The organism is Cupriavidus sp. CER-90, assembly GCF_057652055.1.
On the sequence record NZ_JBYGYM010000002.1, the window covers coordinates 3,248,039 to 3,274,179 of the forward strand.

The 26,141-nt window shown below is 67.1% G+C and carries 29 protein-coding genes; 15 read left to right on the forward strand and 14 right to left on the reverse strand.

Features of this window, described 5'->3' with window-relative positions:
- The first annotated feature begins 60 nt into the window (after positions 1-60).
- Positions 61-1,137: a J domain-containing protein gene (locus AC24R4_RS25385; protein ID WP_487523985.1), complete on the forward strand. Its 1,077-nt coding sequence runs from the start codon at positions 61-63 to the stop codon at positions 1,135-1,137.
- A gap of 52 nt (positions 1,138-1,189) precedes the next feature.
- Here AC24R4_RS25385 and AC24R4_RS25390 read toward each other — a convergent pair whose 3' ends face one another.
- The 7 genes from AC24R4_RS25390 to mltG form a co-directional block, all read right to left on the reverse strand.
- Positions 1,190-1,933, reverse strand: a complete 744-nt coding sequence (locus AC24R4_RS25390) for an ankyrin repeat domain-containing protein (RefSeq protein WP_400394234.1) — start codon at positions 1,931-1,933, stop codon at positions 1,190-1,192.
- Positions 1,926-2,723 (reverse strand): TatD family hydrolase, encoded by a 798-nt coding sequence (locus tag AC24R4_RS25395; RefSeq protein ID WP_153948220.1) that lies wholly within the window; start codon positions 2,721-2,723, stop codon positions 1,926-1,928. The genes AC24R4_RS25390 and AC24R4_RS25395 overlap by 8 nt, the downstream gene beginning before the upstream one ends.
- Positions 2,724-2,741: 18 nt before the next feature.
- A complete protein-coding gene (locus AC24R4_RS25400; protein WP_400394231.1) occupies positions 2,742-3,251 on the reverse strand; it encodes a GNAT family N-acetyltransferase in 510 nt (169 codons plus the stop codon).
- 44 nt (positions 3,252-3,295) lie between these two features.
- On the reverse strand, positions 3,296-3,697 hold the full coding sequence (locus AC24R4_RS25405; protein ID WP_400394236.1) for a PilZ domain-containing protein: 402 nt from the start codon (positions 3,695-3,697) through the stop codon (positions 3,296-3,298).
- A gap of 146 nt (positions 3,698-3,843) precedes the next feature.
- Positions 3,844-4,863, reverse strand: coding sequence for a DNA polymerase III subunit delta' (locus tag AC24R4_RS25410; RefSeq protein ID WP_400394229.1), 1,020 nt, complete (start codon positions 4,861-4,863; stop codon positions 3,844-3,846).
- An 86-nt stretch (positions 4,864-4,949) separates the two neighbouring features.
- Complete coding sequence (tmk, locus tag AC24R4_RS25415; RefSeq protein WP_400394227.1) at positions 4,950-5,552, reverse strand: dTMP kinase; 603 nt, start codon at positions 5,550-5,552, stop codon at positions 4,950-4,952.
- 4 nt (positions 5,553-5,556) lie between these two features.
- The gene (mltG, locus tag AC24R4_RS25420) at positions 5,557-6,555 is read right to left on the reverse strand and encodes an endolytic transglycosylase MltG (RefSeq protein WP_400394226.1); all 999 of its coding nucleotides are present in this window, start codon (positions 6,553-6,555) and stop codon (positions 5,557-5,559) included.
- Positions 6,556-6,822: 267 nt separating this feature from the next.
- On the opposite strand from mltG, the gene ygfZ reads away from it, so the two are divergent.
- Genes ygfZ through AC24R4_RS25435 form a run of 3 tightly spaced genes read left to right on the forward strand, consistent with a single transcriptional unit; the run spans position 6,823 to position 9,034 of the window.
- On the forward strand, positions 6,823-7,833 hold the full coding sequence (ygfZ, locus tag AC24R4_RS25425; protein ID WP_400394224.1) for a CAF17-like 4Fe-4S cluster assembly/insertion protein YgfZ: 1,011 nt from the start codon (positions 6,823-6,825) through the stop codon (positions 7,831-7,833).
- Positions 7,834-7,852: 19 nt separating this feature from the next.
- Positions 7,853-8,143, forward strand: coding sequence for a DUF4936 family protein (locus tag AC24R4_RS25430; RefSeq protein ID WP_092595675.1), 291 nt, complete (start codon positions 7,853-7,855; stop codon positions 8,141-8,143).
- A 33-nt stretch (positions 8,144-8,176) separates the two neighbouring features.
- Positions 8,177-9,034 (forward strand): NRDE family protein, encoded by an 858-nt coding sequence (locus AC24R4_RS25435; protein WP_400394222.1) that lies wholly within the window; start codon positions 8,177-8,179, stop codon positions 9,032-9,034.
- Positions 9,035-9,139: 105 nt separating this feature from the next.
- Here the strand turns inward: AC24R4_RS25435 and AC24R4_RS25440 are convergent, their stop codons facing one another.
- Positions 9,140-9,610, reverse strand: coding sequence for a DUF3597 domain-containing protein (locus tag AC24R4_RS25440; protein WP_487523822.1), 471 nt, complete (start codon positions 9,608-9,610; stop codon positions 9,140-9,142).
- Between the two features lie 93 nt (positions 9,611-9,703).
- A complete protein-coding gene (locus AC24R4_RS25445; RefSeq protein ID WP_487523823.1) occupies positions 9,704-10,360 on the reverse strand; it encodes a GntR family transcriptional regulator in 657 nt (218 codons plus the stop codon).
- 78 nt (positions 10,361-10,438) lie between these two features.
- On the opposite strand from AC24R4_RS25445, the gene AC24R4_RS25450 reads away from it, so the two are divergent.
- The 3 genes from AC24R4_RS25450 to AC24R4_RS25460 all read left to right on the forward strand — a co-directional run bounded on the left by AC24R4_RS25450 (position 10,439) and on the right by AC24R4_RS25460 (position 13,459).
- On the forward strand, positions 10,439-11,200 hold the full coding sequence (locus tag AC24R4_RS25450) for an enoyl-CoA hydratase/isomerase family protein (RefSeq protein ID WP_487523824.1): 762 nt from the start codon (positions 10,439-10,441) through the stop codon (positions 11,198-11,200).
- 64 nt (positions 11,201-11,264) lie between these two features.
- The gene (locus tag AC24R4_RS25455) at positions 11,265-12,269 is read left to right on the forward strand and encodes a Bug family tripartite tricarboxylate transporter substrate binding protein (protein ID WP_487523825.1); all 1,005 of its coding nucleotides are present in this window, start codon (positions 11,265-11,267) and stop codon (positions 12,267-12,269) included.
- Between the two features lie 35 nt (positions 12,270-12,304).
- Positions 12,305-13,459 (forward strand): CaiB/BaiF CoA transferase family protein, encoded by a 1,155-nt coding sequence (locus AC24R4_RS25460; RefSeq protein WP_487523826.1) that lies wholly within the window; start codon positions 12,305-12,307, stop codon positions 13,457-13,459.
- A gap of 24 nt (positions 13,460-13,483) precedes the next feature.
- Here the strand turns inward: AC24R4_RS25460 and AC24R4_RS25465 are convergent, their stop codons facing one another.
- A complete protein-coding gene (locus tag AC24R4_RS25465; RefSeq protein ID WP_400395459.1) occupies positions 13,484-13,918 on the reverse strand; it encodes a GNAT family N-acetyltransferase in 435 nt (144 codons plus the stop codon).
- Positions 13,919-14,105: 187 nt separating this feature from the next.
- Here AC24R4_RS25465 and AC24R4_RS25470 point away from each other — a divergent pair, with 187 nt between their 5' ends.
- From AC24R4_RS25470 to denD, 7 genes are all read left to right on the forward strand, one after another.
- On the forward strand, positions 14,106-14,849 hold the full coding sequence (locus AC24R4_RS25470) for a FadR/GntR family transcriptional regulator (RefSeq protein ID WP_400395460.1): 744 nt from the start codon (positions 14,106-14,108) through the stop codon (positions 14,847-14,849).
- A 21-nt stretch (positions 14,850-14,870) separates the two neighbouring features.
- Entirely contained in the window at positions 14,871-15,770 is a 900-nt protein-coding gene (gene ltnD / locus AC24R4_RS25475; protein ID WP_400395458.1) for an L-threonate dehydrogenase, read from the forward strand.
- Positions 15,771-15,774: 4 nt separating this feature from the next.
- Positions 15,775-17,076 carry a 3-oxo-tetronate kinase gene (gene otnK / locus AC24R4_RS25480; protein ID WP_400395456.1) on the forward strand — a complete coding sequence of 434 codons (1,302 nt, stop codon included), beginning with the start codon at positions 15,775-15,777 and terminating at the stop codon, positions 17,074-17,076.
- A gap of 8 nt (positions 17,077-17,084) precedes the next feature.
- Positions 17,085-17,726: a 3-oxo-tetronate 4-phosphate decarboxylase gene (gene otnC, locus AC24R4_RS25485; protein WP_400395454.1), complete on the forward strand. Its 642-nt coding sequence runs from the start codon at positions 17,085-17,087 to the stop codon at positions 17,724-17,726.
- Positions 17,727-17,917: 191 nt separating this feature from the next.
- Positions 17,918-19,276: an MFS transporter gene (locus AC24R4_RS25490; RefSeq protein ID WP_487523827.1), complete on the forward strand. Its 1,359-nt coding sequence runs from the start codon at positions 17,918-17,920 to the stop codon at positions 19,274-19,276.
- Between the two features lie 28 nt (positions 19,277-19,304).
- Entirely contained in the window at positions 19,305-20,087 is a 783-nt protein-coding gene (gene otnI, locus AC24R4_RS25495) for a 2-oxo-tetronate isomerase (RefSeq protein ID WP_400396946.1), read from the forward strand.
- Positions 20,088-20,118: 31 nt separating this feature from the next.
- Positions 20,119-21,090: a D-erythronate dehydrogenase gene (gene denD / locus AC24R4_RS25500; RefSeq protein WP_487523828.1), complete on the forward strand. Its 972-nt coding sequence runs from the start codon at positions 20,119-20,121 to the stop codon at positions 21,088-21,090.
- Between the two features lie 297 nt (positions 21,091-21,387).
- Here the strand turns inward: denD and AC24R4_RS25505 are convergent.
- The 4 genes from AC24R4_RS25505 to AC24R4_RS25520 all read right to left on the reverse strand — a co-directional run bounded on the left by AC24R4_RS25505 (position 21,388) and on the right by AC24R4_RS25520 (position 25,289).
- Positions 21,388-22,556, reverse strand: a protein-coding gene (locus AC24R4_RS25505) for an IS3 family transposase (protein WP_487523469.1) whose coding sequence is annotated in 2 segments (ribosomal slippage) — positions 21,388-22,289 and positions 22,289-22,556 — 1,170 coding nt in all. Because the reading frame shifts where the segments join, the coding sequence is not laid out codon by codon here.
- Positions 22,557-22,690: 134 nt separating this feature from the next.
- The gene (locus AC24R4_RS25510) at positions 22,691-23,128 is read right to left on the reverse strand and encodes a YbgC/FadM family acyl-CoA thioesterase (RefSeq protein ID WP_400391918.1); all 438 of its coding nucleotides are present in this window, start codon (positions 23,126-23,128) and stop codon (positions 22,691-22,693) included.
- 61 nt (positions 23,129-23,189) lie between these two features.
- On the reverse strand, positions 23,190-24,173 hold the full coding sequence (locus AC24R4_RS25515; RefSeq protein WP_400391915.1) for a tripartite tricarboxylate transporter substrate binding protein: 984 nt from the start codon (positions 24,171-24,173) through the stop codon (positions 23,190-23,192).
- A 117-nt stretch (positions 24,174-24,290) separates the two neighbouring features.
- A complete protein-coding gene (locus tag AC24R4_RS25520; RefSeq protein WP_400391912.1) occupies positions 24,291-25,289 on the reverse strand; it encodes an alpha/beta hydrolase in 999 nt (332 codons plus the stop codon).
- Positions 25,290-25,575: 286 nt separating this feature from the next.
- Here AC24R4_RS25520 and AC24R4_RS25525 point away from each other — a divergent pair, with 286 nt between their 5' ends.
- On the forward strand, positions 25,576-26,097 hold the full coding sequence (locus tag AC24R4_RS25525; protein ID WP_153948195.1) for an O-acetyl-ADP-ribose deacetylase: 522 nt from the start codon (positions 25,576-25,578) through the stop codon (positions 26,095-26,097).
- The last annotated feature ends 44 nt before the right edge of the window (positions 26,098-26,141 follow it).

Sequence of the window (26,141 nt, forward strand, 5' to 3'; positions counted from 1 at the left end):
ATATTCGCGGCGACTTGCCGTTATCTGTTGTCGACCACCGCCATTGCGTCTTCCTGCTTGATGCACACCCACTACGACAACCTCAAGGTTTCACGCGACGCCCCGACCGAAGTGATTCGGGCCGCCTACAAGTCCTTGAGCCAGAAATATCATCCTGACCGGCACGCCGACAGCGAGGAGGCGAACCGCATCATGCGGCTGCTGAACGCCGCCTATGAAGTGCTGCGCGACCCGGAGCGCCGCGCCGAGCACGACCAGTGGATCCTTGCCGAGGAAAAACGCGAGGCCGAGCGGATGCAGCGCCAGGCGCAGGCCCAGCGGGCGGCGGCGGCCCAGGCCCAGCGCCAGGCCGCGCAACGCCAGCAGGCCGCGCGACAGGCGGCCTCCCGCCCCGCGCAGCAGGCGCGTGCCGCCGATCCGGAGCCCACCGATGCGCCGCCCTTCCGTTCACGCAAGGCGCGTCCGGACCGTCAGGAGCGCACCCGGCGCGCCGCCCGCGAGCGTGCCCCCGATGGACCCGCCGTACCGCTGCCAAAGTACGGATCGGCCGCACTCTACGCGGCCATCGGCGCCATCATCGTGATCATGCTGGGGGACTGGTCGGGCTCCGGCGACGCCACGGCGGGCAGCCACGACGCGCGGGCCGTGCCGGCCAGCGCCCCCCCGGCCTTGGTCAGATCGGTGTTACCGGGCGTGCAGCGGGTTGCCGGCGACCATGGCTATACCCGGCCGTCGCTGACGCCGCGCGGCATGCCCTGGCCCGATCATTCGGGCTATCTGCCGGGCTATCCGGTACTCAACGGAAATGGGTTGTCCACGCTGACGGTCGACAACTCCGGTAGCGCGTCCGACGTGATCCTGAAACTGGTGGCCGTCGACGGCAATGCGCCGCTGCCGGTGCGCACCAGCTTCGTGCGCAGCGGATCGTCGTTCACGATGGAAAATATCTCACCCGGCGCCTATGACCTGCGCTACCAGAGCCTCGACACCGGCGAGATCTTCCGCTCGGAGCGCTTCGATCTGTCGGAAATCCGCGAGGCGGCCGGCACCAGCGCCAATCGCAATGTCTTCAAGCTGTACGCGGTACCGGGCGGCACATCGCGTTCGGTGACCATCTCCGAGCGCGAGTTTCCCTGAGCCGGCGACGGGACGCCGGCCCCCGCAGGCGCGGGAATGCGATCAGCAGGGATCAATAGGCCTTGGGCTGCGGCTGGCCGTTGGGTGCCACGTAGGGCTTCGGCTTGGGTGCCGATGTCGGCACATTCCCGTAGAGCTTCTGCCAGCGCGACTTCAGGCCGTCGGCGATTTCCTTCTGGTTGTACTGCTCGGCGAAGTCGATCACCGTCATGCCCTGCTGGTTCTTCAGGCGCATGTCGGCGCCTTCGTCCAGCAGCAGCTTGACCGTCTCGATGTGCCCGCCGCGCGCCGCCATCATCAGGGGCGTGGTGCCGTTCGGACTTTCGGCGTCCAGATAGGCGGCATGGTCCACCAGGTACTTGACCACGTCGTTGTGCCCGTTCGTCGCGGCGTAGTGCAGCGGCGCCCAGCCCTTCTTGTTGACCTCGGCCTCCTCGCCATCGACCATCAGCTTGATCATGTCCAGATCGCCGTTGAGCGCCGCCATCATCAGCGCGTTCTCGCCGGCCGGGTTGGTCTTGTCGAAGTCGATGTTCTTGGCCTTGATCAGCGCCGTGGCCGCCTTCTTCGACTTTTCGCGCAGCGCCACCACCAGCATCGGGTTGCCGCGGTTGTCCACCAGGTTCGGGTCCACGCCCTTGGCCAGCAGCTTCTGCACGGTGTTGCCGTCGTCGAATTCCACGGCCTTGCGCATGTCGTCGGCCGGTGCGGCCTGCACCAGCGCGCAGCCCGACATCGCGGTCAGGCCCACCAGGGCCATGGCCGATGCCAGGCGTCGAATCTTGATGTCAAGCATGAGCATTCCTGTCTATGTGCTTGAAAAGACGGAAGAAGTTTTCCGTCGTCTGTTCCGCCACCGCCTCCACGGGCACATCGCGCAGGCGGGCGATGAATTCGCCCACATGGCGTACCCAGGCGGGTTCGTTGGTCTTGCCACGATACGGCACCGGCGCCAGGTACGGCGAATCGGTCTCGATCAGCATGCGGTCCAGCGGCACCTTCTTCGCGGTTTCCTGCAGGTCGGCCGCGCTCTTGAACGTGACGATGCCCGAGAACGAGATATGGAAGCCTTCGTCGAGCGCCTGCTTCGCGATGTCCCAGGTCTCGGTAAAGCAGTGCATGACGCCGCCGGCCTCGCGCGCATTTTCCTCGCGCATGAGCCGGATCGTGTCGTCGGCCGACGACCGTGTATGGATGATCAGCGGCTTGCCGGTCTGGCGGGCCGCGCGGATATGGGTGCGGAAGCGCTCGCGCTGCCATTCCATGTCATCGACGCTGCGGCCATTGAGCCGGTAGTAGTCCAGGCCGGTCTCGCCGGTGCCCACCACGCGCGGATGGGCGGACAGCGTCACCAGCCGCTCCAGCGTCGGCTCCTCGGCATCTTCCTCGTAGTCGGGGTGCACCCCCACCGACGCGTAGAGGTTGGGATGCTGCTCGGCCAGCGCCAGCACGCGCGGAAAATCCTCCAGCGTCACGGAGATGCACAGCGCATGCGTGACCTGGTTGGCCTTCATGTTTTCCAGCAGCTGGGGCAGGCGCTGCGCCAGTTCCGGAAAATCAATATGGCAATGGGAATCGACAAACATGGTGTATTTCCTTCGCGCTCAGCCGAGGCGGCGGCCCAGGATCACGAGGTCGCGCTCGACGCCATCGAGCACGGCCACGCGCGGCAGGTCGCCCCAGCGCGAGAAGCCATGGCGCTCGAACAGGGCCAGGCTCGGCGCGTTATGGCCAAAGATAAAGCCCAGCAGCGTGTTGACGCCCACCCGGGGCGCATGCGCAATGGCCTGCTCCAGCAGGAAGCGGCCCAGACCCTGGCCCCGGAAGTCCTCGTGCAGGTAGATCGAGACTTCGGCCGTGGCGCCGTATGCAGGACGGCCGTAGAAGTCGGAAAAGCTGACCCAGCCGGCCATGCGGCCATCGGCGGCTTCGCACACCCAGAGCGGGCGGCGTTCGGGCAGGTGCGCCGCGAACCAGGCCTCGCGCGAGGCCACGGATACCGGCTCCGTATCGGCAGTCACCATGCGCGACGCCACCGTGCTGTTGTAGATCTCGACGATGCCAGCCAGGTCGTCACGCGTCGCCAGACGCACTGAAAAACCGCTATGACTCATAAAAAACAAATACTTGCGAAGCAGGCTTCGCATTTCACATGAAGTTACAGGGTCTGCGTGGGCCGGCCCGATTCGATGGTCTTGCCCAGCAGCTCTTCCACCGCACGCCTGAGCATGCGGCCATTGTCATCGTCCGGCAGATGCACGCCCACGCCGGGCGTCTTCATCGGCGTGCCGGCCGGGGTAATCCAGGCCACGGTGCCCTGCACCTGATATTTCTGCGGCCGGTCCAGCAATGAAAGCACCAGGTAGACCTGCTCGCCCAGCCGAAACGGCCGGTTCGACGGTACAAAAATCCCGCCGCGCGCCAGGAACGGCATGTAGGCCGCGTAGAGCCCCGCCTGATCCTTGATCGACAGCGACAGCACATTCGGCCGCTGCGGCGCGCCGCCCGTGACAGGCCCCGCCGGATTGACGGGCGCAGCCGTCGCCGGACGCGGCGGCATCGTGACTGGTGCATTCATGTTTGACCCCTGCTGTGATTTGCCCGCTTAGGCGGGCTATGGAATATGGGAACTGCGTGGCTCGACTTTTACCACGTGTGCCCATCGATGCCTATGCTTTTGGCCGCTTCGGTCCGTTTTTGTCGCTTTCAGCGAAACAACTGCCGGTAATCGAGAAAAACCGACTCCAGGACCAGCCGCGCCGCCAGCGGATGGTTCTCGCTACGCCGATGATTGACCAGCCGGGCGGCAAACCCCTGCAGCCGATGGGCATCGGTGGCACCGGCGCAGCGCCCCAGCGCGGCCTGCTCCTTCGGGAAATAGCGCACGGCGCCGGTGCCCAGGCACAGCGCCAGCAGATCGTACGTCCAGCGTTGCAGCACGCCCAGCACGGCCGGCACGGGCAGCTTCTGCAATTGCTCGGCCGCCGCCAGCGGATCGAACGCGGCGCCGGCACCGAGCTGCCCCACCAGCAAGCGCTGCAGCGGCTGCTCCTCGGCCTCCGCCGCATGCAGGGCCGTCAGCGGCGCCCCGCCCGACAGCGCCAGTTGGGCCTCGACATCGGCCACGCCCTGGCTGCGCAACCATTCCAGCGCGGCGGCGTGGGTGGGACGGGCCACCGAAAACTGCCGGCAGCGCGACAGGATCGTCGGCAGCACGCGGTCGATCCGGTCGGTCACCAGCAGGAACACGGTGGACGGCGGCGGCTCTTCCAGCGTCTTGAGCAGCGCATTGGCGCCCTCGGTCTGCAGCGCGTCAAGCGGGTAGATCACCACCACGCGCAGGCCCGCGCGATGGGTGCCCACGCCCACGGCCTCGATCAGCCCTCGCACCTGCTCCATGCGGATGATCTTGCTGGGCGCCTTCTTCTTGCTGCTACCGCCGCCTTCGCCGTCCCCATCGGCATCGCCCGTGCCGGCTTCCAGCGCCTCGGGGCGTACCACGGTGAAATCGGGGTGATTGCCCTGGCTGAACCAGTGGCAGGCGCCGCAGGTGTTGCAGGGCTGGCCATCGGCCACGGGGGATTCGCACAGCAGGCCCTGGGCGAAATGCAGCGCCAGGTCGCGCTTGCCGATGCCCTGCTGCCCATGCAGCAGCAGCGCGTGCGGCAGCCGGTCGCGTAGCGCGGCCAGCCGTTGCCAGTCTTCTCGTTGCCAGGGATAAAGCATGCCGGATCAGTCAGTTAGCGCGATCGTCTCATGTATTGTCCGAGCCGTGCCCGTCCACATCAGCGTGCGCATATATATCCAATAAGTCAGAGACTTGAGATGATATCTTCAAGCGTCACGCGAATATCGTCGATCGAGCGCGTGGCGTCGATCACGCGGAACCGCCCCGGCGCTTCGGCCGCGCGGCGCAGGTATTCGGCCCGGGTGCGTTCGAAGAACGCGCGCGATTCGGCCTCGAACTTGTCCGGCTCGCGGGCACTGGCCAGGCGCTGGGCCGCCGTCTCCAGCGGCACGTCGAACAGCAGCGTCAGGTCGGGCTGCAGATCGCCCTGCACCCACTGCTCCAGCACTTCCAGCCGCGCGCGCGGCAGGCCACGGCCGCCGCCCTGGTAGGCAAAGGTGGCGTCGGTGAAGCGGTCGGAGATGACCCATTCGCCGCGCGCCAGCGCCGGTTCGATGACCTCGGCAATATGCTCGCGGCGTGCCGCGAACATCAGCAGCGCCTCGGTCTCCAGGTCCATCTTCCGGTGCAGCAGCAGGCCGCGCAGGTCTTCGCCCAGCGGCGTGCCGCCCGGCTCGCGGGTGGTGACAACGGTTGCGCGTTCGCGCAGGCGACCGGCGACCCATTCGATATGGGTGCTCTTGCCGGCGCCGTCGATGCCTTCAAAGGTGATGAATCTGCCGCGCATGAATTCAGGGCTTTCCGCGCTGGTACTTGTCGACCGCGCGATTATGTTCGGGGAGTGAGCTGGAAAAATGGCTGCTGCCGTCGCCTCGGGCCACGAAGTACAGCGCATCGGACGGCGCCGGCGTGGTGGCTGCGGCCAGCGAGGCCAGGCCTGGCAGCGCGATCGGGGTCGGCGGCAGGCCGGTCCGGGTGTACGTATTGTACGGGGTGTCGGTCTGCAGATCCTTCTTGCGCAGGTTGCCGTCGAAGGCGGGGCCAATGCCGTAGATCACGGTCGGGTCGGTCTGCAGCATCATGTTCTTGCGCAGCCGGTTCACGAACACGGCGGCAATCAGCGGCCGCTCGGCCGCCTGGCCCGTTTCCTTTTCGACGATCGATGCCATGACCAGCGCCTCGTACGGCGTCTTGTACGGCAGGTCGGGCGAGCGCGCGTTCCAGGCATCGTTCAGGCGCTTCTGCATGGCCCGGTAGGCGTGCTTGTAGAGTTCCACGTCGCTGCTGCCGCGTGCAAACAGGTAGGTATCGGGAAAGAACATGCCTTCCGGCGATGTCTCGGCCGCGCCGATGGCCTTCATCAGGTCGGCATCGGACAGGTTCTGCGTGTCGTGCTTCAGGGCCGGATTGGCATCCACGGCCGCGCGCATCTTGCGGAATTCCCAGCCCTCGATCACGGTGACCACATAGTGCGTAACCTCGCCCTTGGCCAGCTTTTCGATCACATCGAGCGGCGTCACGCCGGTTTCGAACTGGTATCCGCCCGCCTTGAGTTCGGCGGCATGCCCGGTCACGCGGGCCAGCAACTGGAACAGGCGCGGGTCCATGCCCACGCCGCCGCGCTGGATCTGGCGGCCCACGCTGGCCACGCCGGAATTCGGCTTGATGATGACTTCGACGGGGGATGCGGACAGGGCCAGCGGCTGGCGGGCCCACCAGGCAAAGCCGCCGGCGGCGGCCATGGCAAAGACCAGCAATACCCCGACCAGGCGCAGGAACAGACGTTTCATGGCGTAAGAATAAACACCGGCCGCCATGTCCCCGCCGGCGGGTCGGGATCATTGGGGGCGGCCGGTCGGAATGGCGACAGGCCCATATAATACCGGGAGCCTTGTGGCCAATGTGTCACCGAGCGTTACCTGGCGGGCGTCACCTGAAGGCCCGCAGTGATCCGTAGCGCCGATGGCGTGCCGCCGGACGCGCCGGCGTCGCCGTACGTTGTGTTCCGCACTTGCGCCCCCAATTTACCCATCCATCCGATTTTCAGGACCGTCCGCATGTCCGCCACTGAATTCCCGACCCTCGCCGACAGCTTCGCCGCCCTGCCCGCCGCCGGTATCGTGACCGCGCCCGCCGGCCTCGGCCTGATCCGCGTGGCCGGCGACGACGCCGCTGCCTTCCTGCACACCCAGCTGACCAATGCCGTGGAAGACCTGCCCGCCGATGCGGCGCGGCTGGCCGGCTACTGCTCGCCCAAGGGGCGCCTGATGGCCAGCTTCCTGATGTGGCGCGATGCCGAAGGCGTCGTGCTGCAGTTGTCGGCCGACATCCAGCCCGCCATCCAGAAGCGCCTGACCATGTTCGTGCTGCGCGCCAAGGCCAAATTGTCGGACCTGTCCGCCACGCAACGCGTACTGGGCGTGGCCGGCGCCGGTGCCGAGGCCGCGCTGCGCCAGGCCGGGCTGCCCGCGCCGCAGGGCCCGCTGGCCGTGGCCCACGCCGATGGCGTCACGGTGATCCGCCTCGCCGATGCCGAAGGCGAGGCGCGCTGGCAGCTGGTTGCCGCCGCCGACCGCGCCGATGCCCTGCAGCAGACGCTGGGTACCACGCTGGCGGCTGCCGACCCGGCATTCTGGGACTGGCTCGACGTTGGCGCCGGCATCCCGCGCATCGCGGCCCCGACGCAAGAGCAGTTCGTGCCGCAGATGATCAACTTCGAGCTGGTGGGCGGCGTGAATTTCCGCAAGGGCTGCTATCCCGGCCAGGAAGTGGTGGCGCGCAGCCAGTATCGCGGCACGCTCAAGCGGCGCATGTGGCGCGTACAGGGCGAAGGACCCGTGCCGGCCGCCGCCGCCGAGATCTTCCGTCCGGAAGACCCCGAGCAGCCGTGCGGCATGGTCGTCAACGCCGCCGCGTCGCCGCTGGGCGGCTGGGACGGCCTGGCCGAACTGAAGATCGACGCCGCGGCCGGTGCGCTGCACCTGGGCGCCGCCAACGGACCGGCACTGTCCACGCGTGCGCTGCCGTACGAAGTGCCGCTGCCGAACGAGGCCGAATCGGCCAGCTGAACGCCCCGGGAACGCCGCCATGAGCGATCATCTCTACGTCTATTTCAAGATACCCGATGCGCACGCGGCTGACGCGCTGCCGCACTGGCACCGCTGGATGGAAACGGTCGCCGAGGCGACCGGAATTGGTGGTACGCTGATGCGCAGGCCCGAGACCCGAGCGGGCCTGCAGACGTGGATGGAGAGTTACGCCGATGTGCCGCCCGCGTTCGATGCCACGCTCGACGGGCTGTGGCGCCAGAGCGGGCTGGCGCAGTGGATCAGCGGCGACCGGATGACCGAGCGGTTCATCGATCTGGACGTGCTCTGACCGCGCGAGAGACGCCGTAGAAAGGAAGCCCCCATGTGTCTGATACTGGTGGCCTGGCAATCGCACCCGGACTATGCCCTGGTGGTAGCTGGCAACCGCGACGAATTCTATGCCCGCCCGGCGGCGGCCGCGCACTGGTGGCAGGATGCCCACGAAGTGCTGGGCGGCCGCGACCTGGCGGAGGTAATTGGCGATGCCGGTACGTGGATGGGCGTCGCCAACGCCGAATCGCCCGAATGGCCCGATGATTCGCGCGCCCGCTTTGCGGCGCTGACCAATTACCGCGCCCCTTCCGAAAAACGTACCGATGCCCGCTCGCGCGGGGAACTGGTGTCGCATTTCCTGCGCGGCAACCAGACCGCCGACGAGTATCTGCACGACCTGGCCCGCGCGCCCGGCGCGTACAACGGCTTCAACCTGCTGGCCAGCGACCTGCACGATCTCTGGTGGTACAGCAACCGGTCCAAGTCGCGCCAGCCGCAGAAGCTCAAGCCCGGCCTGTATGGCCTGTCCAACGCCCTGCTCGATACGCCCTGGCCCAAGGTGCGCAGCCGCGTGGGTGCCATGTGCGAGGTACTGGCCGCCGACCGCGGACAGTCCGGATCGGACCCCGAGCCCTACCTGCAGCTGCTGGCCGATGAAAAGCAGGCGCCCGACTGGGAACTGCCGAGTACCGGCGTGGCCCCCGAATGGGAAAAGCTGCTGTCGTCGGCCTTTATCCGTTCGCCCAGCTATGGCACGCGCGCCAGCACCGTGCTGCGCGTGCGGCACGACGGCCGCTTCGATTTTGTCGAACGCAGCTTCGACGCCGATGGCAAGACCGGCGAGGTGTCGTACCAGGGCCGCCTGAAGGTGGCACGCGATACCGGGACCGTCCCGGCACCCCGGTAATCGTCATCGCAGCCGGGCCGCCCCGGGCCCGGGCTCGCGCCGCCGTTTGCAAAGCTGGCGTGCAAACTTTCACGGCGCGAGCAGAACCGCCAGTCCATCCTTCGGTCAGTCGGTCAGGTCCTTCGGCAGCTTGCCGCCATTGGCGGCCAGTTCCTGCATGACGCGCTTGTGCAGCCACAGGTTCATCGCCGCGGAATCGTTCATGTCGCCCGTGTAGTTCAGCTCCTTGGCCAGCGCCTTGCGATGTTCGAGGCTGCTGTCGATGCCCAGCGCCTTCAGCGTGTCGACGATCGATGTGCGCCAGTTGAGCGGTTGGCCAGCCTCGCTGGCCGCCTTGTCCATAACCGCTTCCACATCGACCTGTGACAACGACGGCTGCGCCTGTGCGGCGGACGGCGCGGGCGCGCTGCCCGGCGGTGGAACGGCGCCCGGCGACGGCGCGTTCGGGCTGGCCGATGGCGACGTGGTGCCGGTCGTGGCGCTCGGCGTCGTGCCCGGCGTGGCGCTGGCGGTTGCGGACCCGCCAGACTGGCTGCGGTGCAGCAGCTTGTTAAGGATGTCCTTGAAGATGCTCATGATGGCCTCCGGATTCAGGTAGACGGCCACGCCATCCCGCAAAATCCGTTCCTCCGCAGCCCCCTGCGGCCAGATCCCGCTGATTGGCGAACGCTATGCCGACGCCGCGTCGGCCAGCAGCACCAGGTCCGCCAGCGCCTTGCCGCCCGCCGAGATATGCGTGCGCATGGCCTCGGCCGCAGCATCGGCCTGCCCGCTCAGAATGGCCTCGACCACCTGGCCGTGCTCGCGGTACGACGTCGCCACGCGCGCCTCGTTGATCAGGTCCTTGCGCTGCCAGTAGATCGCCAGGCGGCGGCGCAACTGCACGATCTGCTCCGACAGAAATGGATTGGCCGCCGCCTGGTACAGCACCTCGTGGAAGACCCGGTTCGCGTCGGCGTACGCCAGCGCATCGCGTTGGCGCGCCGGGACGCCGGCGGCCGCGTGCGAATCGGCCAGCGCACGGCGCCCTTCGGCCGAAATACGCCGGGTGGCCAGGCGGGCCACCACCCCTTCCATCTCGGCCAGCGTCTCGAACATCGCCACCAGCTCTGCCGCGCTGGGCTTGTGGACGAACATGCCCGCGCGCGGCGCGATCGACACCAGCCCCTGGGCGGCCAGCATCAGCAGCGCCTCGCGCACCGGCGTGCGTGAACTGTCGAACTGCTCGGCCAGCATCTTCTCGTCAATCTGGGCGCCGGGCCGCAGATCGCCCGCCTGGATGGCGGCGATCACGCTTTCGCGAATCCGATCTTGTAGCGATTGCATGGGTTTACCCTCTACCTTCCGTATAAAAATATCTGTAGCCTTTTTTGATATATCAAATCGGCTATGAGATATAACGAGATGGATAATACCTCACCCTCCCTGGCCATCGAAGGCCGCGTTGCCACCATCACGCTGCGCCGCCCCCATGTGGCCAACCGGCTCAGCCCGGCCGACCTGATTGCCCTGCGCGACCACGTTGCCGCCGTCAATGCCATGCCCGACGTGCTGGTGCTGTGCTTCGCCGCCGCGGGCAAGTACTTCTGCAGCGGCTACGACATCGGATCGCTGGGCGGCAAGCCCGAGGAAGGCGCGGCCAGTTTCGGCGACGTGATCGACGCCATCGAGGCCGCGCGGCCCGTCACGATTGCCGCCATCCAGGGGGGCGTCTATGGCGGCGCCACCGACCTGTGCCTGGCGTGCGATTTCCGGATCGGCGTGCCGGGATGCGACATGTTCATGCCGGCCGCCCGGCTGGGCCTGCACTTCTATCGCGGCGGCATGGAACGCTATGTCTCGCGCCTGGGCCTGAACGCCGCCAAGCGGCTGTTCCTGACCGCCGACCGCATCGAGGCCGACGAGATGCTGCGCATCGGCTTCCTGACCGAGATGGTCAGCGCCGATGCGCTGGCCGCGCGCGTGGCGGCATTGAGCACCCAGCTGGCCGGCATGGCGCCGATCGCACTGACTGGCATGAAGCGCCACCTCAACGACATCGCCTGCGGCCGGCTTGACGCCGACGCGCTGCAACGCGACATCCTCCGCTCCGAAACCTCGGAAGACCTGCGCGAGGGCGCGGCGGCATGGAAGGAGAAACGAACCCCTGCGTTCCGCGGCCGATAGCCACGCCAGGCACAGCCGCGTCCATTCACTCAAGTGGCGAAACAGCTACGGAGGAGACATCGTCATGACGACCACCCTGCCCCCCCTGACCACCCTGCCCCATCGCGCCGCGCTGGCCATCTTCGGCACGCTGTTCGCGGCGCTGCCCGTTGCCGCATCGGCGCAAGCGCCCTACCCCAACAAGCCGATCCGGCTCGTGATCGGATTTCCGGCCGGCGGCGGCGCGGACAACACGGCGCGGCTCTATGGCGATGCGCTGAGCCGCGAGCTTGGGCAGCCGGTGGTGGTCGACAACCGGCCCGGCGCCGGCACCACGATTGCCGCCGAGTACGTCGCCAAGTCGGCGCCCGATGGCTACACGCTCTACATCGCCACGGCCAGCCTGATGGGCGGCGACAAGGTGCTGTACAAGAACATCCGCTACGAACCGTCCGACTTCGCGCCGATCACCAAACTGTCGGCCGCACCGCTGATCCTGGCGGTCAACAAGGACAGCGGCATCCGGAACGTGCAGGACCTGATCGCCCAGGCCAAGGCGCACCCGGGCGCCATCAACTATTCGTCGTCGGGCAATGGCGTGATCACGCACCTGGCTGGCGTCTATTTCACCAAGCTGGCCGGCGTGCGCATGACGCACGTGCCGTACAAGGGTGGCGCGCCGTCGGCGCAGGCCGTGGCCGCCGGCGACGTGCAGGTGACGTTCGGCACGGCGCCATCGGTCAAGCCGATGATCGACACCCACAAGGTCGTGCCGATCGCGGTCACATCGGCCCAACGCTCGAACGCCAACCCGCAGTTGCCGACCATCGCCGAAAGCGGGCTCAAGGGCTACGACCTGTCGGCCTGGTACGGGCTGTTCGCACCCGCGAAAACGCCGCCCGAGATCATCGACAAGTTGTTCGCAGCCACCGCCCGCGTCATGGCCGACCCCGAACTGCGCAAGCGATTCCTGGCGCAGGGCGACGAGGTGTCGGTGTCGGCATCGGTGGCCGAATTCCGCGAATTTGCGGCCCGCGAAGGCAAGATCGGCGTGGACCTGGCGCAGTCCAGCGGCGCGAAGATCGACTGATGCCGGCCCGCGCACCGAACCTGAAGGAGTCAAGCATGACAACGCCAAACGGCCCCCTGCACGGCATCACGGTCGTCGACCTGACGCGCGTGCTGGCCGGCCCGTACTGCACGATGATGCTGGCCGACCTGGGCGCCCGCGTCATCAAGATCGAGAATCCTGGCCGGGGCGACGATTCGCGCCAGGTGGGGCCGTTCGTCGACGGCGAGTCGGCCTATTTTGCGTCGGTGAACCGCAACAAGTCGTCGATCGCGCTCGACCTCAAGGACGCGTCGGACCGCGCGGTGCTGGAACGGATGCTGGAAGGCGCCGACGTGCTGGTGGAAAACTTCCGCGCCGGCGTGATGGACAAGCTCGGCTACACATGGGAGATGCTGCGCGCCCGCTATCCGCGCCTGGTGTATGCGTCGATCTCGGGCTTCGGCCAGACCGGCCCCTACCGCAACCGGCCCGCCTACGACATGGTGGTGCAGGCCATGGGCGGCCTGATGAGCGTGACCGGCGAGCCCGGCGGCAATCCGGCGCGCGTGGGCGTGTCGATTGGCGATATCGGCGCGGGCCTGTATGCCACCATCGGCATCCAGGCCGCGCTGCTGCGGCGCGCCGCGACCGGGCTGGGCGAACGGGTCGATATCTCGATGCTCGATTGCCAGGTGGCGCTGCTGGAAAACCCCATCGCCCGTTTTTCTGCCACCGGCAACGTGCCGAAGCCGCTGGGCACGCGGCACCCGTCGATCACACCGTTCGACATGTTTGCCACGCAGGACGGCTTTATCGTGATTGCCGTGGGCAACGACGCCTTGTTCGAACGGCTCTGCGGCGCGCTGGCGCGGCCGGAATGGGCCGACGACCCCCGGTTCGCGTCGGTCCCGGCCCGTAACGAGCACCATGCGGACCTGAAGCAATGCCTGGAAACGCGCCTGCGCGCGGCACCGACCGCCGAATGGGAGGCCATCCTGGAGGCCGCCGGCGTGCCGCATGGTCCATTGAACGGGGTGCCGCAGATCATGGAGAACGCCCACGTCGAGGCCCGGCAGATGCTGCTCGACGTTGGCATCGGCGCCGACAAGTCGCTGCGCGTGGCGGGCAATCCGATCAAGATCGGCGACGCGTGGCAGACCGGCGCGGTGCGGCCGGCGCCCCGGCTCGACGAGGACCGCGAGGCGCTGCTGCGTGAGTTCGGCGCGTAGCCGAAAACCGAGGAACCGGCAGCCTCAGCCGATGCGCTTGCGCATCTCGACGTGCGGAATGCCGGCTTCCTCGAATTCCTCACCCACCTGCTCGAAGCCCACGCGCGCGTAGAACGGCGCGGCGTGGGTCTGGGCATTGAGGATCAGTGCCGGGTAGCCCAGTTCGGCGGCCTTGGCCATCAGCGCGTCCAGCACCTTGGCGCCCACGCCGGTGCCGCGCGCCGCCTTGAGCACGGCCATGCGGCCGATATGGCCATCCTGCAGCAGCCGGCCCGTGGCCACCGGCGTGCCATCGGCGGCAAACGCCAGCGCGTGCCAGCTGGCCGCGTCCATGTCATCCCACTCCAGTTCCACCGGCACGCCCTGCTCCTCCACAAACACGCTGTAGCGGATGGCGCGCGCACGTTCGCGGGCTTCCTCCCAGGGGCAGACCAGTACGGAATCGGCGGAAACGGACATGATGTTCGAGGGCGGGGAAGTCTGGAAAGACGCCATCATACGCCGGCAGGCCCGTGACGGCGGTCAAGGTGGCGCGGCAGACGCGTGCGATTATCGGCCAGACAACGCACCATCCTAGGGATTACCCCCTCTGCCAACCCTCGATGAAATTTGTATGATGACCTGACTACCCGATGACGTGACGACGATGTTCCAGAAGATTCCCGCCCGTGCGCTGACCGACAGCGTGGCCGAACAGCTACTCGAAAAGATCGAAGGCGGCGCTTTTCCGCGTGGCGCCAAGCTGCCCACCGAGGCCGTGCTGTCCGAGGAATTCGGCGTCAGCCGCACCGTGATCCGCGAGGCCATTGCACGACTGAAATACGAAGGGCTGGTGGAATCGCGCCAGGGCAGCGGCGTGTTCGTCACGGAGCAGGCCGGCATCCGGCCGCTGCGCATCGACTACACCGACGTCGGCACGCTTGAATCGGTGCTGCAAATCGTCGAACTGCGACGTTCCATCGAAGCCGAGGTGGCCGCGCAGGCCGCCCGCCGCCGCACCGATGCCGCCATGGCCGGCATCGACGCCGCGCTGGCCCGTTTGGATGCCGAGGTGGCTGCCGGCGGCGACGGCGTGGACGCCGACGTGGGCTTTCACCGCGCCATCGCCGAAGCCACCGGCAACCCCTACTTTCTCAAGACGCTGGCGTTCCTGAGCCAGTACCTGGAAACCGCCACCCGCGTGACCCGTACCAACGAGGCGCGCCGCGAGGATTTCTCGCGGCAGGTGCGCGAGGAACACCAGGCCATCGTCGCCGCCATTCGTGCCGGCGACCCCGACGCCGCGCGCAATGCCGCGCAGAACCACATGTACAACGCGGCGCGCCGCCTGTCGCAACTGGGCGACGACGATGCTGCCGCCGGCGACCTGCCGCAAGGCCCGTCGCATTAATCCCGCTTTCAGGAGATTTCCATGTCCAGGAATATTGGTGTCATCGGCTTGGGCGCGATGGGCTATGGCGTGGCGCAGTCGCTGCTGCGCGCCGGCTTCCAGGTCCATGCGTTCGATCTGCGCGAAGACGTGCTGCGCCGCTTTGCCGACGCCGGCGGCGTGCCTTGCGCCAGCCCGGCCGAACTGGGCGAACGCTGCGACGTGGTGATCACGCTGGTGGTCAACGCCGCGCAGACCGAAGCGGTGCTGTTCGGCGAACAGGGTGCCGTGCCGGCCATGGCCGCCGGCAAGCTCGTGATCGCCAGCGCCACCGTGCCCCCCGGTTTTGCCGAGACGCTGGGCAAGCGCCTGGCCGAAAAGGGCCTGCTGCTGATCGATGCGCCGGTCTCGGGCGGCGCGGCCCGCGCGGCCACTGGCGAAATGACGATGATGACGTCGGGACCGGCCGAAGCCTACGCGCTGGCCGAAGACGTGCTGGGCGCCATCGCCGGCAAGGTCTATCGCCTGGGCGACGCCCATGGTGCGGGCTCGAAGGTCAAGATCATCAACCAGCTGCTGGCTGGCGTGCATATCGCCGCCGCGGCCGAAGCCATGGCGCTGGGCCTGCGCGAAGGCGTGGACCCGGACGCGCTCTACGACGTGATCACGCACAGCGCTGGCAATTCGTGGATGTTCGAAAACCGCGTGCCGCACATCCTGGCCGGCGACTATACGCCGCTGTCCGCCGTCGATATCTTCGTCAAGGACCTGGGCATGGTGCTCGATACCGCGCGCACCAGCAAATTCCCGCTGCCGCTGTCGGCCGCCGCGCACCAGATGTTCATGATGGCGTCCACCGCCGGCCACGGCGGCGAGGACGATTCGGCCGTCATCAAGATCTTCCCGGGCATCGAACTGCCGGCCGGCAAGACCAGGGAGTAAGGCGATGACGACCGATCGCCAGAACCGTCCGAATGGCCCGAATGGCCCGCTGCTGGGCTGCATCGCCGACGACTTCACCGGCGCCACCGACCTGGCCAACACGCTCGTGCGCAACGGCATGCGCACCGTACAGACCATTGGCGTGCCCACGTCGGCCGTGGAAGCCGACGCCATCGTCGTCGCGCTGAAGTCGCGCACGATTCCGGCCGCAGACGCCGTGGCGCAATCGCTGGCGGCGCTGGCCTGGCTGCGCGAACAGGGCTGCCGCCAGTTCGTGTTCAAGTATTGTTCGACGTTCGATTCGACCGACACCGGCAATATCGGCCCGGTGGCCGAGGCCCTGCTCGACGCGCTGGGCAGCGATTTCACGATCGCCTGCCCGGCCTTCCCCGAAAACGGCCGCACGATCTTCCGTGGCCACCTGTTCGTGGGCGATGCCCTGCTCAACGAATCGGGCATGGAGCACCATCCGCTCACGCCGATGACCGATGCCAACCTGGTGCGCGTGCTGCAGCGCCAGAGCCGGGCCAAGGCGGGCCTGCTGCGCTATGACACCGTCGCCAAGGGGCCCGAGGCCGTGCGCGCCCGCATCGACGCACTGCGCGCCGAAGGCGTGAAGCTGGCCATTGCCGATGCGATCTCCGACGCCGACCTGTTCACGCTGGGCGAAGGCTGCGCGGCGCTGCCGCTGATCACGGGCGGATCGGGCATCGCGCTGGGCCTGCCGCAGAACTTTCGCCGTGCCGGGCTGCTGCCCGCGCGCACCGACGCCGCCGATGTGCCGGCCGTCAATGGCCACGGCGTGGTGCTGGCGGGCAGCGCATCGCGCGCCACGAACGGCCAGGTGGCGCACTGGATCGCCCAGAAGCGCCCCGCCCTGCGGATCGATCCGCTGCGCCTGGCGCGTGGCGAGGCCGTGGCCGACGAGGCCCTGGCCTTTGCCCGCGATCATGACGAGCCGGTGCTGATCTACGCCACCGCGCAACCCGAGCAGGTCAAGGCCGTGCAGGCCGAACTGGGCGTGGCGCGCGCGGGCGAACTGGTCGAGCACGCGCTGGCCTGCATTGCGGCCACGCTCAAGGCGCGCGGCACGCGCCGCTTCGTGGTGGCTGGCGGCGAAACGTCGGGCGCGGTGGTGCAGGCGCTGGGCGTGCAGTCGCTGCGCATCGGCCGCCAGATTGCCCCCGGCGTGCCGGCCACGGTCACGCTCGATGCCGAACCGCTGGCGCTGGCCCTGAAATCGGGCAACTTCGGCGGCGAGAACTTCTTCGACGAAGCCTTGCTCGCGCTGGGAGCCGCGCGATGAGCCCGACCATGAGCCAGAACGAAAGCGCGCTGCGCGAAGAGATCTGCCGCGTCGGCGCCAGCCTGTTCCAGCGCGGCTACACGGTCGGCACGGCCGGCAACATCAGCGCCCGCCTGGAAGACGGCTGGCTGATCACGCCCACCGATGCCTGCCTGGGCACGCTCGACCCGGCGAGGGTGGCCAAGGTGGCCACCGACGGCACCTGGGTATCGGGCGACAAGCCGTCGAAGACGCTGACGCTGCACCGCTGCGTCTACGACAACAACCCGAACGCCCACGGCGTGGTGCATACCCATTCGACCCACCTGGTGGCCCTGACGCTGGCCGGCGTCTGGCAGCCCGACGACGTGCTGCCGCCGATCACACCGTACTACGTGATGAAGGTCGGCCATATCCCGCTGATTCCGTACCATCGCCCCGGCGACCCCGCCGTGGCCGCCCGCGTGGCGCAGCTGGCCCGCGAGGTACGCGGCGTGCTGCTGGCGCGCCTGGGACCGGTGGTGTGGGAAGACAGCGTGTCGCGCGCGGCCTGGGCGCTGGAGGAGCTGGAAGAAACCGCCAGGCTCTGGATGATGCTGCGGGACAAGCCCGCCCCGCTCGATGAAGACGCGCTGGCGGAACTGCGCGACACGTTCAAGGCGAGGTGGTGAACCTGTAATACCGACCGACTGATTGTTTCTCCCCTCTCCCGCCTGGCGGGAGAGGGGCCGGGGGAGAGGGCCAGCGCATCCCCCAGGCGACGCCATAAAACAAACGCCCCTGCCCTCTCCCCAATCCTCTCCCGCCCTGCGGGAGAGGGAGCAAACCGGCTGAATTTTCAATACACGTGGAGACCTTCCAGATGACCGCTTCCAACCCCGCGGTGGGGACCCCTGCCGCCGACGCACGGCTCGACGCCGACGCCGCCACCGAAAAGACCGCCTACACCAAGGTGTTCTGGCGCATCATGCCGTTCCTGATGCTGTGCTACGTGATCGCCTATCTCGATCGCGTCAACGTGGGCTTCGCCAAGCTGCAGATGGCGCAGGACCTGCAGTTCTCGGAGACCGTGTTCGGCCTGGGCGCCGGCCTGTTCTTTATCGGCTACTTCCTGTTCGAGGTGCCCAGCAACCTGCTGATGCACCGCATCGGCGCGCGCGTCTGGATCGCGCGGATCATGATCACGTGGGGCATCATCTCGGCCGCGTTCGTGTTCGTGCAGACGCCCACGCAGTTCTACGTCATGCGCTTCCTGCTGGGCCTGGCGGAGGCGGGCTTCTATCCGGGCGTGATCCTGTACCTGACGTACTGGTATCCCTCGCATCGCCGCGCCAAGATGATCGCGCTGTTCATGTCGGGCATTCCGGTGGCCGGCATGTTCGGCAACCCGCTGTCGGGCTGGATCATGGACGCGTTCCACGACACCCACGGCTGGGCCGGCTGGCAATGGATGTTCTTTATCGAGGCGCTGCCCGCGTTTGCCATCGGCATCGTGACGATCTTCGTGCTGCGCGACGGCATCGACAAGGCGCCGTGGCTCAGCCATGACGAAAAGCGCGTGCTCAAGCGCAATATCGAGGAAGACGAGCGCGCCGCATCGGCCGCCGCCGCGGCCAATGGCCAGCGCGACATGCATTCGCTGGGCGCCGTGTTCAGCGACCGCCGCGTCTGGTGGATGTGCCTGATCTACTTCTGCTTCGTGACCGGCCAGTATGCGCTGACGTTCTGGATGCCGACCCTGGTCAAGGCCAGCGGCGTGACGGGCAACCTCAACATCGGCCTGCTGTCCGCCATCCCGTTCATCTGCGCGATCGTCGTCATGAACATCCTGGGCCACAGCGCCGATGCCCGCCGCGAACGCCGCTGGCACCTGATCGTGCCGGCGCTGATGGGTGCCACGGGCTTTGCGATTGCGGCGTCCTTCACCCACAATACTCCGGTGGCCATTGCGGCGCTGTCGCTGGCCGCAGCCGGCGTGCTGACCTGCGCGCCGCTGTTCTGGTCGCTGCCGACCGCGTTCCTGAGCGGCATTGCCGCCGCGTCGGGCATCGCCGTGGTCAACTCGGTGGGCAACCTGGCAGGCTTTGTGTCGCCGTACATGGTGGGCGCGCTCAAGGACCTGACGCAGAGCACGCAATTGCCGATGTATGTGCTGTCGGCCATCCTGATCGTGGGCGCCGTGCTGGTGTGGCTGACCCCGGCCCGGCTGGTCAACCGCTGATCGAACCTGACGTTCAAGGAGACCTGACATGCCGCGCTTTGCCGCGAACCTCTCGATGATGTACACGGAACACGACTTCCTGGACCGCTTTGCCGCCGCGGCAAAGGACGGCTTCCAGGCCGTGGAGTACCTGTTCCCGTACGACCATCCGGCCGCCGAGATCCGCCAGCGGCTGGACGCGCACGGCCTGACCCAGGCCCTGTTCAACGCGCCGCCGGGCGACTGGGCCGCTGGCGAGCGCGGCATCGCCGCCCTGCCCGGACGCGAGACCGAGTTCCGCAACGCGTTTGCCAAGGCGCTGGAATACGCGGCGGTGATCGGCAACGACCGCGTGCACGTGATGGCCGGCCTGGTGCCGGCCGACGCCGACCGCGCCCGCTGCCGCGCCGTCTATCTGGAAAACCTGGCCTACGCCGCCGCGTCGGCCGCCGCGCACGGCATCACGGTGCTGATCGAGCCGATCAACACGCGCGACATGCCGGGCTACTTCCTGAACCGCCAGGACGACGGCCAGGCCATCTGCCAGCAGGTGGGCGCCGCCAACCTGAAGGTGCAGTTCGACTGCTACCACTGCCAGATCGTGGAAGGCGACATCGCCAAGAAGCTGGAACGCGATATTGCCGGCATCGGCCATATCCAGATTGCCGGCGTGCCGGAGCGGCACGAGCCGGACATCGGCGAACTGAACTACCCGTACCTGTTTGACGTGATCGACCGGCTCGGCTACACGGGCTGGATTGGCTGCGAGTACCGCCCGCGTGCCGGCACGTCCGAGGGCCTGGGCTGGCTCAAGCCGTACCTGAAGCGTTGATCCTTCGCAAACCCACCGGATGGTTGCAACCATGAACGTACTGATTACCGGCGGTGCCGGATTCCTGGGCCTGCAACTGGCCCGCCTGCTGCTCAAGCGCGGCACGCTGAGCCTGGACGGCCGCGCCGTCACGATCGACAGGCTCACGCTGCTGGACGTGGTGGCGCCCCAGATCGACGATGCCCGCGTGCGCGTCGTGACAGGCGACCTGTCCGACCCGGCCGTGCTGGCGCAGGCCATCGACCGGGATACCGGCGCGATCTTCCACCTGGCCGCCGTGGTCAGCGGCCAGGCCGAGGCCGATTTCGACCTGGGCATGCGCGTGAACCTGGACGCCTCGCGGGCACTGCTGGAAACGTGCCGCCAGGTCGGCCACGTGCCGCGCGTGGTGTTCACGAGTTCGGTGGCCGTCTATGGCGGCAAGCTGCCGGCCGTGGTCCAGGACGATACCGCGCTGAACCCGCAGTCTTCGTACGGCGCGCAGAAGGCCATCGGCGAGCTGCTGCTGTCCGACTACAGCCGCAAGGGCTTTGTCGATGGCCGCGTGCTGCGCCTGCCCACGATCAGCGTGCGGCCCGGCAAGCCCAACGCCGCCGCGTCGTCGTTTGCCAGCGGCATCATCCGCGAACCGCTGTCGGGCGTGGCGGCCAACTGCCCGGTACACCCGGACACCGCGCTGTGGCTGCTGTCGCCGCGCGGCGCGATCCAGGCGCTGGTCAATGGCATCGAACTGGACGGCGCGCGCTTTGGCAACCGCCGCGTGGTGAACCTGCCGGGGCTGTCGGTGACGGCGGCGCAGATGGTGGACGCCCTGCGCCGCGTGGCCGGCGATGCGGTGGCCGACCGCGTGACCTGGCAGCGCGAGGAGCGCATCGAGAAGATCGTGGGTACCTGGCCGGCGGCTTGGGACCCTTCCCGCGCGCTGGAACTGGGCTTTGTCAGCGACGCCAGCTTCGATGACGTGATCCGCGCCTATGCGGAGGATGCGGGGATCTCGCTTTGAGTGAGCCGTATCGCTATTGAGCCGCTGGCCCTCTCTCCCGCCCCTGTCCCGCAGCGTGGGAGAGGGGCGAAAACAAGGGGCACGGCAACCGCTGTTGTGCTCCCCTCTCCCGCAAGGCGGGAGAGAGGCCGGGGGAGAGGGCCAGCATCCCAGCTTGCCGCCGCGCCCCCCTCCATGCCCGCGGTTTTCTCCCCTCTCCCGCAAGGCGGGAGAGGGGCCGGGGGAGAGGGCCAGCATCCCAGCTTACCGCCGCGCCCCCTCCATGCCCGCGGTTTTCTCTGTAGTGGTCAAGTTTTTTCAGACAGGTGTTAGGGTGGTCTGTTGGAACTTGTCCTCGTAGTCTGTTGGCGACGCGTAGCCCAGTGTCGAATGCAAGCGCACCGGGTTGTAGAAGTCCACGATGTACTGTGTGATGTCGCGCCGGGCTTCGGCCCGGTCGGTGTACCGCCTCTGCCAGACCCGCTCCATCTTCAGGTTTAGGAAGAAGCGTTCGGCTACGGCGTTATCCCAGCAATCGCCCGACCGGCTCATGCTACAAACCAGGCCGTGGCGCGCCAGCAATCCCTGGTACTCCTCGCTTGCATACTGGCTGCCCCGGTCCGAATGCACGATCAGTCCGGGCGCCGGATTGCGCTGCACGATGGCCATCCTCAAGGCCGACGCCACCAGCGCGGCGGGCATGGCCGCTGCGCTGGCCCAGCCCACTACCTTGCGCGAATACAGGTCCAACACCACCGCCAGATACAACCAGCCTTCCCCCGTGCGCACATACGTGATGTCCGACACCCAGGCCCGGTTGGGCTGTGCGGGCCTGAACTGCCTGCTCAGCACGTTCGGCGCCATCGGTTTGCCATGCCGACTGTCAGTCGTCGCCACGAACTTGCGCTTCCACACCGGGCGCAGATTCTCCTGGCGCATCAGCGTGCGGGCTCGATAGCGCCCGATCTTCATCCCCTGTTTGTCCAGATCCTGCGCCACGCGCCGGCTGCCGTAGGTACGTCCGCTGGCCTCGAACGCCGCCCGTACATACACCGCCTGCCGCAAGGCCTTCTCCTTGGCGGCAGGCGCGCGCCCGGCCGCGTAATAACCCGCCCGGCTCACGCCCAGCACCCGGCATGCCCGACTGATTGAGATCGCCTCCTTCTGCAATCCGCTAACCACTCGATAGATCACTTGAGTTCGCGGGCGAAGAAGGCCGATGCCTTTTTTAGGATCAGATTGTCCTCCTTCAGGCGGCGGTTTTCCTCTTCGAGCTGGCGAATGCGCTGCTGCTCAGGCGTCAGCGGCTTGCCCACTCCCTTGCCGCCAGCCACTTCAAGGTCGTACTGGACCAGCCACCGGCGTAAGGCGGTCTCCCCAATCGCCATCGTGTGGCAAACCTCGGCGACCGATAGGCCCTGATTCCGGACCATCCGGACTACCTCCAGCTTGAAGGTAGCGTCAAACTTGCGGCGTTGCTTTGTCATGTCGTCTTTCCTCGTCGATCGTGATTTTCCACCTATCGACCTGTCTGAGGAAATTGGACCACTACACTCCCCTCTCCCGCAAGGCGGGAGAGGGGCCGGGGGAGAGGGCCGGCGCCTCAACCCCTGCCCACGCTTCACGCAGCAGGCTTCGTTACCTCCCACGCCTCGATCTGCTCCCTCACCTGCGCCGGAATCGGCGCCGACTTCTGGGTGTTCGGGTCCGCGCACACGTAGACGATCTCGCCGGTGATCAGGTGCTCGTCGCCACGGTACATCTCCACGCGGAACAGCAGGCTCGACCGGCCCAGCCGCGACATGCGGCCGTGGATATCGAGCATGTCGTCGAAGCGCGCCGAGGCGTGGTATTCGAGTGTGGACTTGACCACGAAGATGTCCACGCCATGCGCGTGCAGCACGTCGTCGGGGTAGCGGATGCCCACCGCGCGCCAGTATTCGGTCACGCAGATATCGCAGTAGGTCAGGTAGTGCGCGTTGAAGACGATCGACTGCGGATCGACTTCGGCCCAGCGCACGCGCAGCGGCATGCTGTGGCGGAAATCCTCTTTGGCCATCTGGCACAGGCTCCCAATGAAAAACGGGGCGCTCCGTGGAACGCCCCGTCCGATGACAGGCTTATTGCGGCTTGTTCAGCCCGAGCTTCTCGATGATCGCGCGCTCGCGCTTGACCGTGTCTGCCGCAAATGCCGCGTACTGGGTGGAGCTCATGTAGTACGGCTCCATGTCGAACTTGGCCAGCGATTCGCGGTAGTTCGGCATTTCCATGGCCTGCTTGAACGCGTCATGCAGCTTCTTGACGATGGCCGGATCGGTGCCCTTGGGCGCCACCAGGCCAAACGGCGAGGTCTGCACGATGCCCATGCCCAGTTCCTTCAGCGTCGGCACGTTCGGGAAGCGTGCCGAACGCTTGTCGCCCCACGTGGACAGCAGGCGCAGCTTGCCCGATTCCACGTACTGGGCCCAGGCCGGCGTATCGGCCACCGACATCACATGGCCGCCCAGCAGCGCCTGCATCGACTCCGAGTTGCCCTTGTACGGAATGTGCGAGAACTGCACGCCCTGGCGCATGGCCAGGTCTTCCATGGTCAGGTGCAGCGTGGTCATCGACCCCGGCGAACCGTAGGTCAGCTTGCCCGGATTGGCCTTGGCGTAGGCGATGTAGTCCTGCATCGTCTTGATCGGCGAATCGGCCGGCACCACCAGGCCGAATGAATAGCCGGCCAGGTTGATGATGTAGCTCAGGTCCTTGACCGGGTCCCAGTTGATCTTGGTGGTGTACGGCAGGCGGTACACGGGCATGGCCACCTGCGCCAGCGTGTAGCCGTCCGGGGCCGTGGACTGCATCATTTGCGCGGGCAGCACGCCGCCGGCGCCGGGCTTGTTCTCGACGATCACGGGCTGGCCCAGGATCTTCGAGGCGTTTTCCGCCAGCACGCGGAACGGGATGTCGGTGGAACCGCCGGCCGTGTAGCCGATGATCAGGCGAATCGGGCGATTCGGGAATTTGTCCGCCTGGGCGTGTGCCGGCATGGCGGCCAGTCCAACTGCGGCCGAAGCGGCGATCAGGCCCACCTGGGCCATAAAGTGGCGGCGTTGCATGAGTGTTGTCTCCTTCTGCTGCAAAAATGCACTGTTGCGACTTCGATAAACCGTGAAACAGATGCAGGCCCGCCCCGGTTGTTATGGGCAGGGGTCGGGCCAAAATTCGTTGATTGACTATGTCTGGAACGCCTCCCGCAGCGCAGCGATGGCGTCGGCATGGGCGCCTGCCACGGCATGGATAAAGCGTCCCATCTTGAAGAAATCGTGAATCATCGTCGGGTAGTCGGCCAGCGTGGCGGCCACACCGGCCCCTTGCAGCTTGGCGGCGTAGGCCACGCCTTCGTCGTGCAGCGGGTCGTAGCCGGCCACGGCGATCCACGCCGGGCATACGCCCCGGACGTCGGCCCCCTGCCCGCCACCGTCGAGCGGCGCAAAGCGCCAGTCGTCGCGGCTGGCATCCTGATCCAGATACTGGCCAAAGAACCACTGGATCATGTCGGCCGTGAGCAGGTAGCCATCGGCCAGCGCGTGGTGCGACGGGGTGTCCTGGCGCGCGCTGGTGCCGGGATAGATCAGCATCTGCAGCACCGGCTTCAGACCGGTATCGCGCGCCTCGACGGCACAGGCCGCCGCCAGCGTACCGCCCGCGCTGTCGCCGCCGATGGCGATCCGGGCGGGGTCGGCGCCGAGCCGGGCCGCTTCGTCGAACACCCAATGCAGCACGTCGAAGGCGTCGTTGGCGGCGGTCGGGAATTTCCACGCCGGACCGAGCCGGTAGTCCACGGACAGCACCAGGCAATCGGCGCCATTGCAGAACACGCGGCACAGCGCGTCATGCGAATGAATGCTGCCGACCGTGAATCCGCCGCCGTGGAAGTAGACCAGCAGCGGCAGCGGGTCGGCCCAGCTGGCTTCGCGCGGCGCATAGAGCCGCACCGGAATGGCGTACCCATCGCGGGCCGTGACCTCGAAATCCTCGACGCTGTGTACCGCTGCCGGCGACAGGTCCAGAATCGGCGCGCTCTTTTCGTAGCCGATCTTGGCGTCCGCCGGGTCCATCGTATGGATCGCCGGACGCTTGGCCCGCGCGATCAGTTCCAGCAGCTGCGCGACCTGGGGGTCGAGCGGCTGAGCAGGCAGGCCGGGAACGGACGGAGAAAGCTGAGCGGACATAGGAACAGTCGAAATCGGACAATCGGCCATGTTAGACCGATACCGACCGGGGGCACACCAGGATCACAAGTTCAACAACAATTCGAATTGTGAACGGTCGTTCGATTTCCGTATCATGCCAGCCTTTCCGGCCTGCAGCATTACGAAATAACCCTCAAGACAACGCCTGAAGCACCTTTTGCGCGATCACCGGCCATGCTTGCGATGCTGCCGGGCGCACGTTCCGCGCCTATGCTTGTAGGGGCGTGCAACGCCAGCACGGCACCCCGACTACACAGGAGACACCATGACAGGCGAACACTTGCAGGTTGTGCATGGGGATATCACGAGAATGGAGGTCGATGCCATCGTCAACGCGGCCAATAGCGGGCTGCTGGGCGGAGGCGGCGTGGACGGCGCCATTCACGGCGCGGGCGGGCCGGCCATCGGGGCCGCCTGCCGGGCGATTCGCGATGCCCAGGGCGGGTGTCCGACTGGCGAGGCGGTGATCACCACGGGCGGGCTGCTGCCGGCCCCCTATGTCATCCACGCCGTGGGGCCTGTGTGGAAAGGCGGCAGCGAGAACGAAGATGCCCTGCTGGCCAGCGCCTATCGCAACAGCATCCGGCTGGCAGGCGAACATAATCTGCGCACGGTCGCATTTCCGAACATCAGCACGGGCATCTATGGCTTCCCGCGCGAGCGCGCCGTCGATATCGCCATTGCGGCGGTGCGTGACGCGCTGGGCCGCGCCCCGTCGATCGAGCAGGTGACCTTTGTCTGCTTCGACGACGAGAACTACAAGCTGTATCGCGAGCGGCTCAAATAGCCGGCAGCGCGCTGGCGGCTCCGGTTCAAGCCGCCAGGGCGCGC

What these genes read in the sequence shown, in the direction of transcription:
- AC24R4_RS25445 (WP_487523823.1), bottom strand. Translation starts at nt 10,360, where the DNA reads ATGCAATCGCTACAAGATCGGATTCGCGAAAGCGTGATCGCCGCCATC.
- AC24R4_RS25450 (WP_487523824.1), top strand. Translation starts at nt 10,439, where the DNA reads ATGGATAATACCTCACCCTCCCTGGCCATCGAAGGCCGCGTTGCCACC.
- AC24R4_RS25385 (WP_487523985.1), top strand. Translation starts at nt 61, where the DNA reads ATGCACACCCACTACGACAACCTCAAGGTTTCACGCGACGCCCCGACC.
- AC24R4_RS25525 (WP_153948195.1), top strand. Translation starts at nt 25,576, where the DNA reads ATGACAGGCGAACACTTGCAGGTTGTGCATGGGGATATCACGAGAATG.
- AC24R4_RS25430 (WP_092595675.1), top strand. Translation starts at nt 7,853, where the DNA reads ATGAGCGATCATCTCTACGTCTATTTCAAGATACCCGATGCGCACGCG.
- AC24R4_RS25465 (WP_400395459.1), bottom strand. Translation starts at nt 13,918, where the DNA reads ATGTCCGTTTCCGCCGATTCCGTACTGGTCTGCCCCTGGGAGGAAGCC.
- AC24R4_RS25520 (WP_400391912.1), bottom strand. Translation starts at nt 25,289, where the DNA reads ATGTCCGCTCAGCTTTCTCCGTCCGTTCCCGGCCTGCCTGCTCAGCCG.
- AC24R4_RS25460 (WP_487523826.1), top strand. Translation starts at nt 12,305, where the DNA reads ATGACAACGCCAAACGGCCCCCTGCACGGCATCACGGTCGTCGACCTG.
- AC24R4_RS25435 (WP_400394222.1), top strand. Translation starts at nt 8,177, where the DNA reads ATGTGTCTGATACTGGTGGCCTGGCAATCGCACCCGGACTATGCCCTG.
- AC24R4_RS25440 (WP_487523822.1), bottom strand. Translation starts at nt 9,610, where the DNA reads ATGAGCATCTTCAAGGACATCCTTAACAAGCTGCTGCACCGCAGCCAG.
- AC24R4_RS25405 (WP_400394236.1), bottom strand. Translation starts at nt 3,697, where the DNA reads ATGCCGCCGCGTCCGGCGACGGCTGCGCCCGTCAATCCGGCGGGGCCT.
- AC24R4_RS25455 (WP_487523825.1), top strand. Translation starts at nt 11,265, where the DNA reads ATGACGACCACCCTGCCCCCCCTGACCACCCTGCCCCATCGCGCCGCG.
- otnK (WP_400395456.1), top strand. Translation starts at nt 15,775, where the DNA reads ATGACGACCGATCGCCAGAACCGTCCGAATGGCCCGAATGGCCCGCTG.
- AC24R4_RS25515 (WP_400391915.1), bottom strand. Translation starts at nt 24,173, where the DNA reads ATGCAACGCCGCCACTTTATGGCCCAGGTGGGCCTGATCGCCGCTTCG.
- AC24R4_RS25395 (WP_153948220.1), bottom strand. Translation starts at nt 2,723, where the DNA reads ATGTTTGTCGATTCCCATTGCCATATTGATTTTCCGGAACTGGCGCAG.
- mltG (WP_400394226.1), bottom strand. Translation starts at nt 6,555, where the DNA reads ATGAAACGTCTGTTCCTGCGCCTGGTCGGGGTATTGCTGGTCTTTGCC.
- ltnD (WP_400395458.1), top strand. Translation starts at nt 14,871, where the DNA reads ATGTCCAGGAATATTGGTGTCATCGGCTTGGGCGCGATGGGCTATGGC.
- AC24R4_RS25490 (WP_487523827.1), top strand. Translation starts at nt 17,918, where the DNA reads ATGACCGCTTCCAACCCCGCGGTGGGGACCCCTGCCGCCGACGCACGG.
- denD (WP_487523828.1), top strand. Translation starts at nt 20,119, where the DNA reads ATGAACGTACTGATTACCGGCGGTGCCGGATTCCTGGGCCTGCAACTG.
- AC24R4_RS25410 (WP_400394229.1), bottom strand. Translation starts at nt 4,863, where the DNA reads ATGCTTTATCCCTGGCAACGAGAAGACTGGCAACGGCTGGCCGCGCTA.
- AC24R4_RS25390 (WP_400394234.1), bottom strand. Translation starts at nt 1,933, where the DNA reads ATGCTTGACATCAAGATTCGACGCCTGGCATCGGCCATGGCCCTGGTG.
- otnI (WP_400396946.1), top strand. Translation starts at nt 19,305, where the DNA reads ATGCCGCGCTTTGCCGCGAACCTCTCGATGATGTACACGGAACACGAC.
- ygfZ (WP_400394224.1), top strand. Translation starts at nt 6,823, where the DNA reads ATGTCCGCCACTGAATTCCCGACCCTCGCCGACAGCTTCGCCGCCCTG.
- tmk (WP_400394227.1), bottom strand. Translation starts at nt 5,552, where the DNA reads ATGCGCGGCAGATTCATCACCTTTGAAGGCATCGACGGCGCCGGCAAG.
- AC24R4_RS25510 (WP_400391918.1), bottom strand. Translation starts at nt 23,128, where the DNA reads ATGGCCAAAGAGGATTTCCGCCACAGCATGCCGCTGCGCGTGCGCTGG.
- AC24R4_RS25470 (WP_400395460.1), top strand. Translation starts at nt 14,106, where the DNA reads ATGTTCCAGAAGATTCCCGCCCGTGCGCTGACCGACAGCGTGGCCGAA.
- AC24R4_RS25400 (WP_400394231.1), bottom strand. Translation starts at nt 3,251, where the DNA reads ATGAGTCATAGCGGTTTTTCAGTGCGTCTGGCGACGCGTGACGACCTG.
- otnC (WP_400395454.1), top strand. Translation starts at nt 17,085, where the DNA reads ATGAGCCAGAACGAAAGCGCGCTGCGCGAAGAGATCTGCCGCGTCGGC.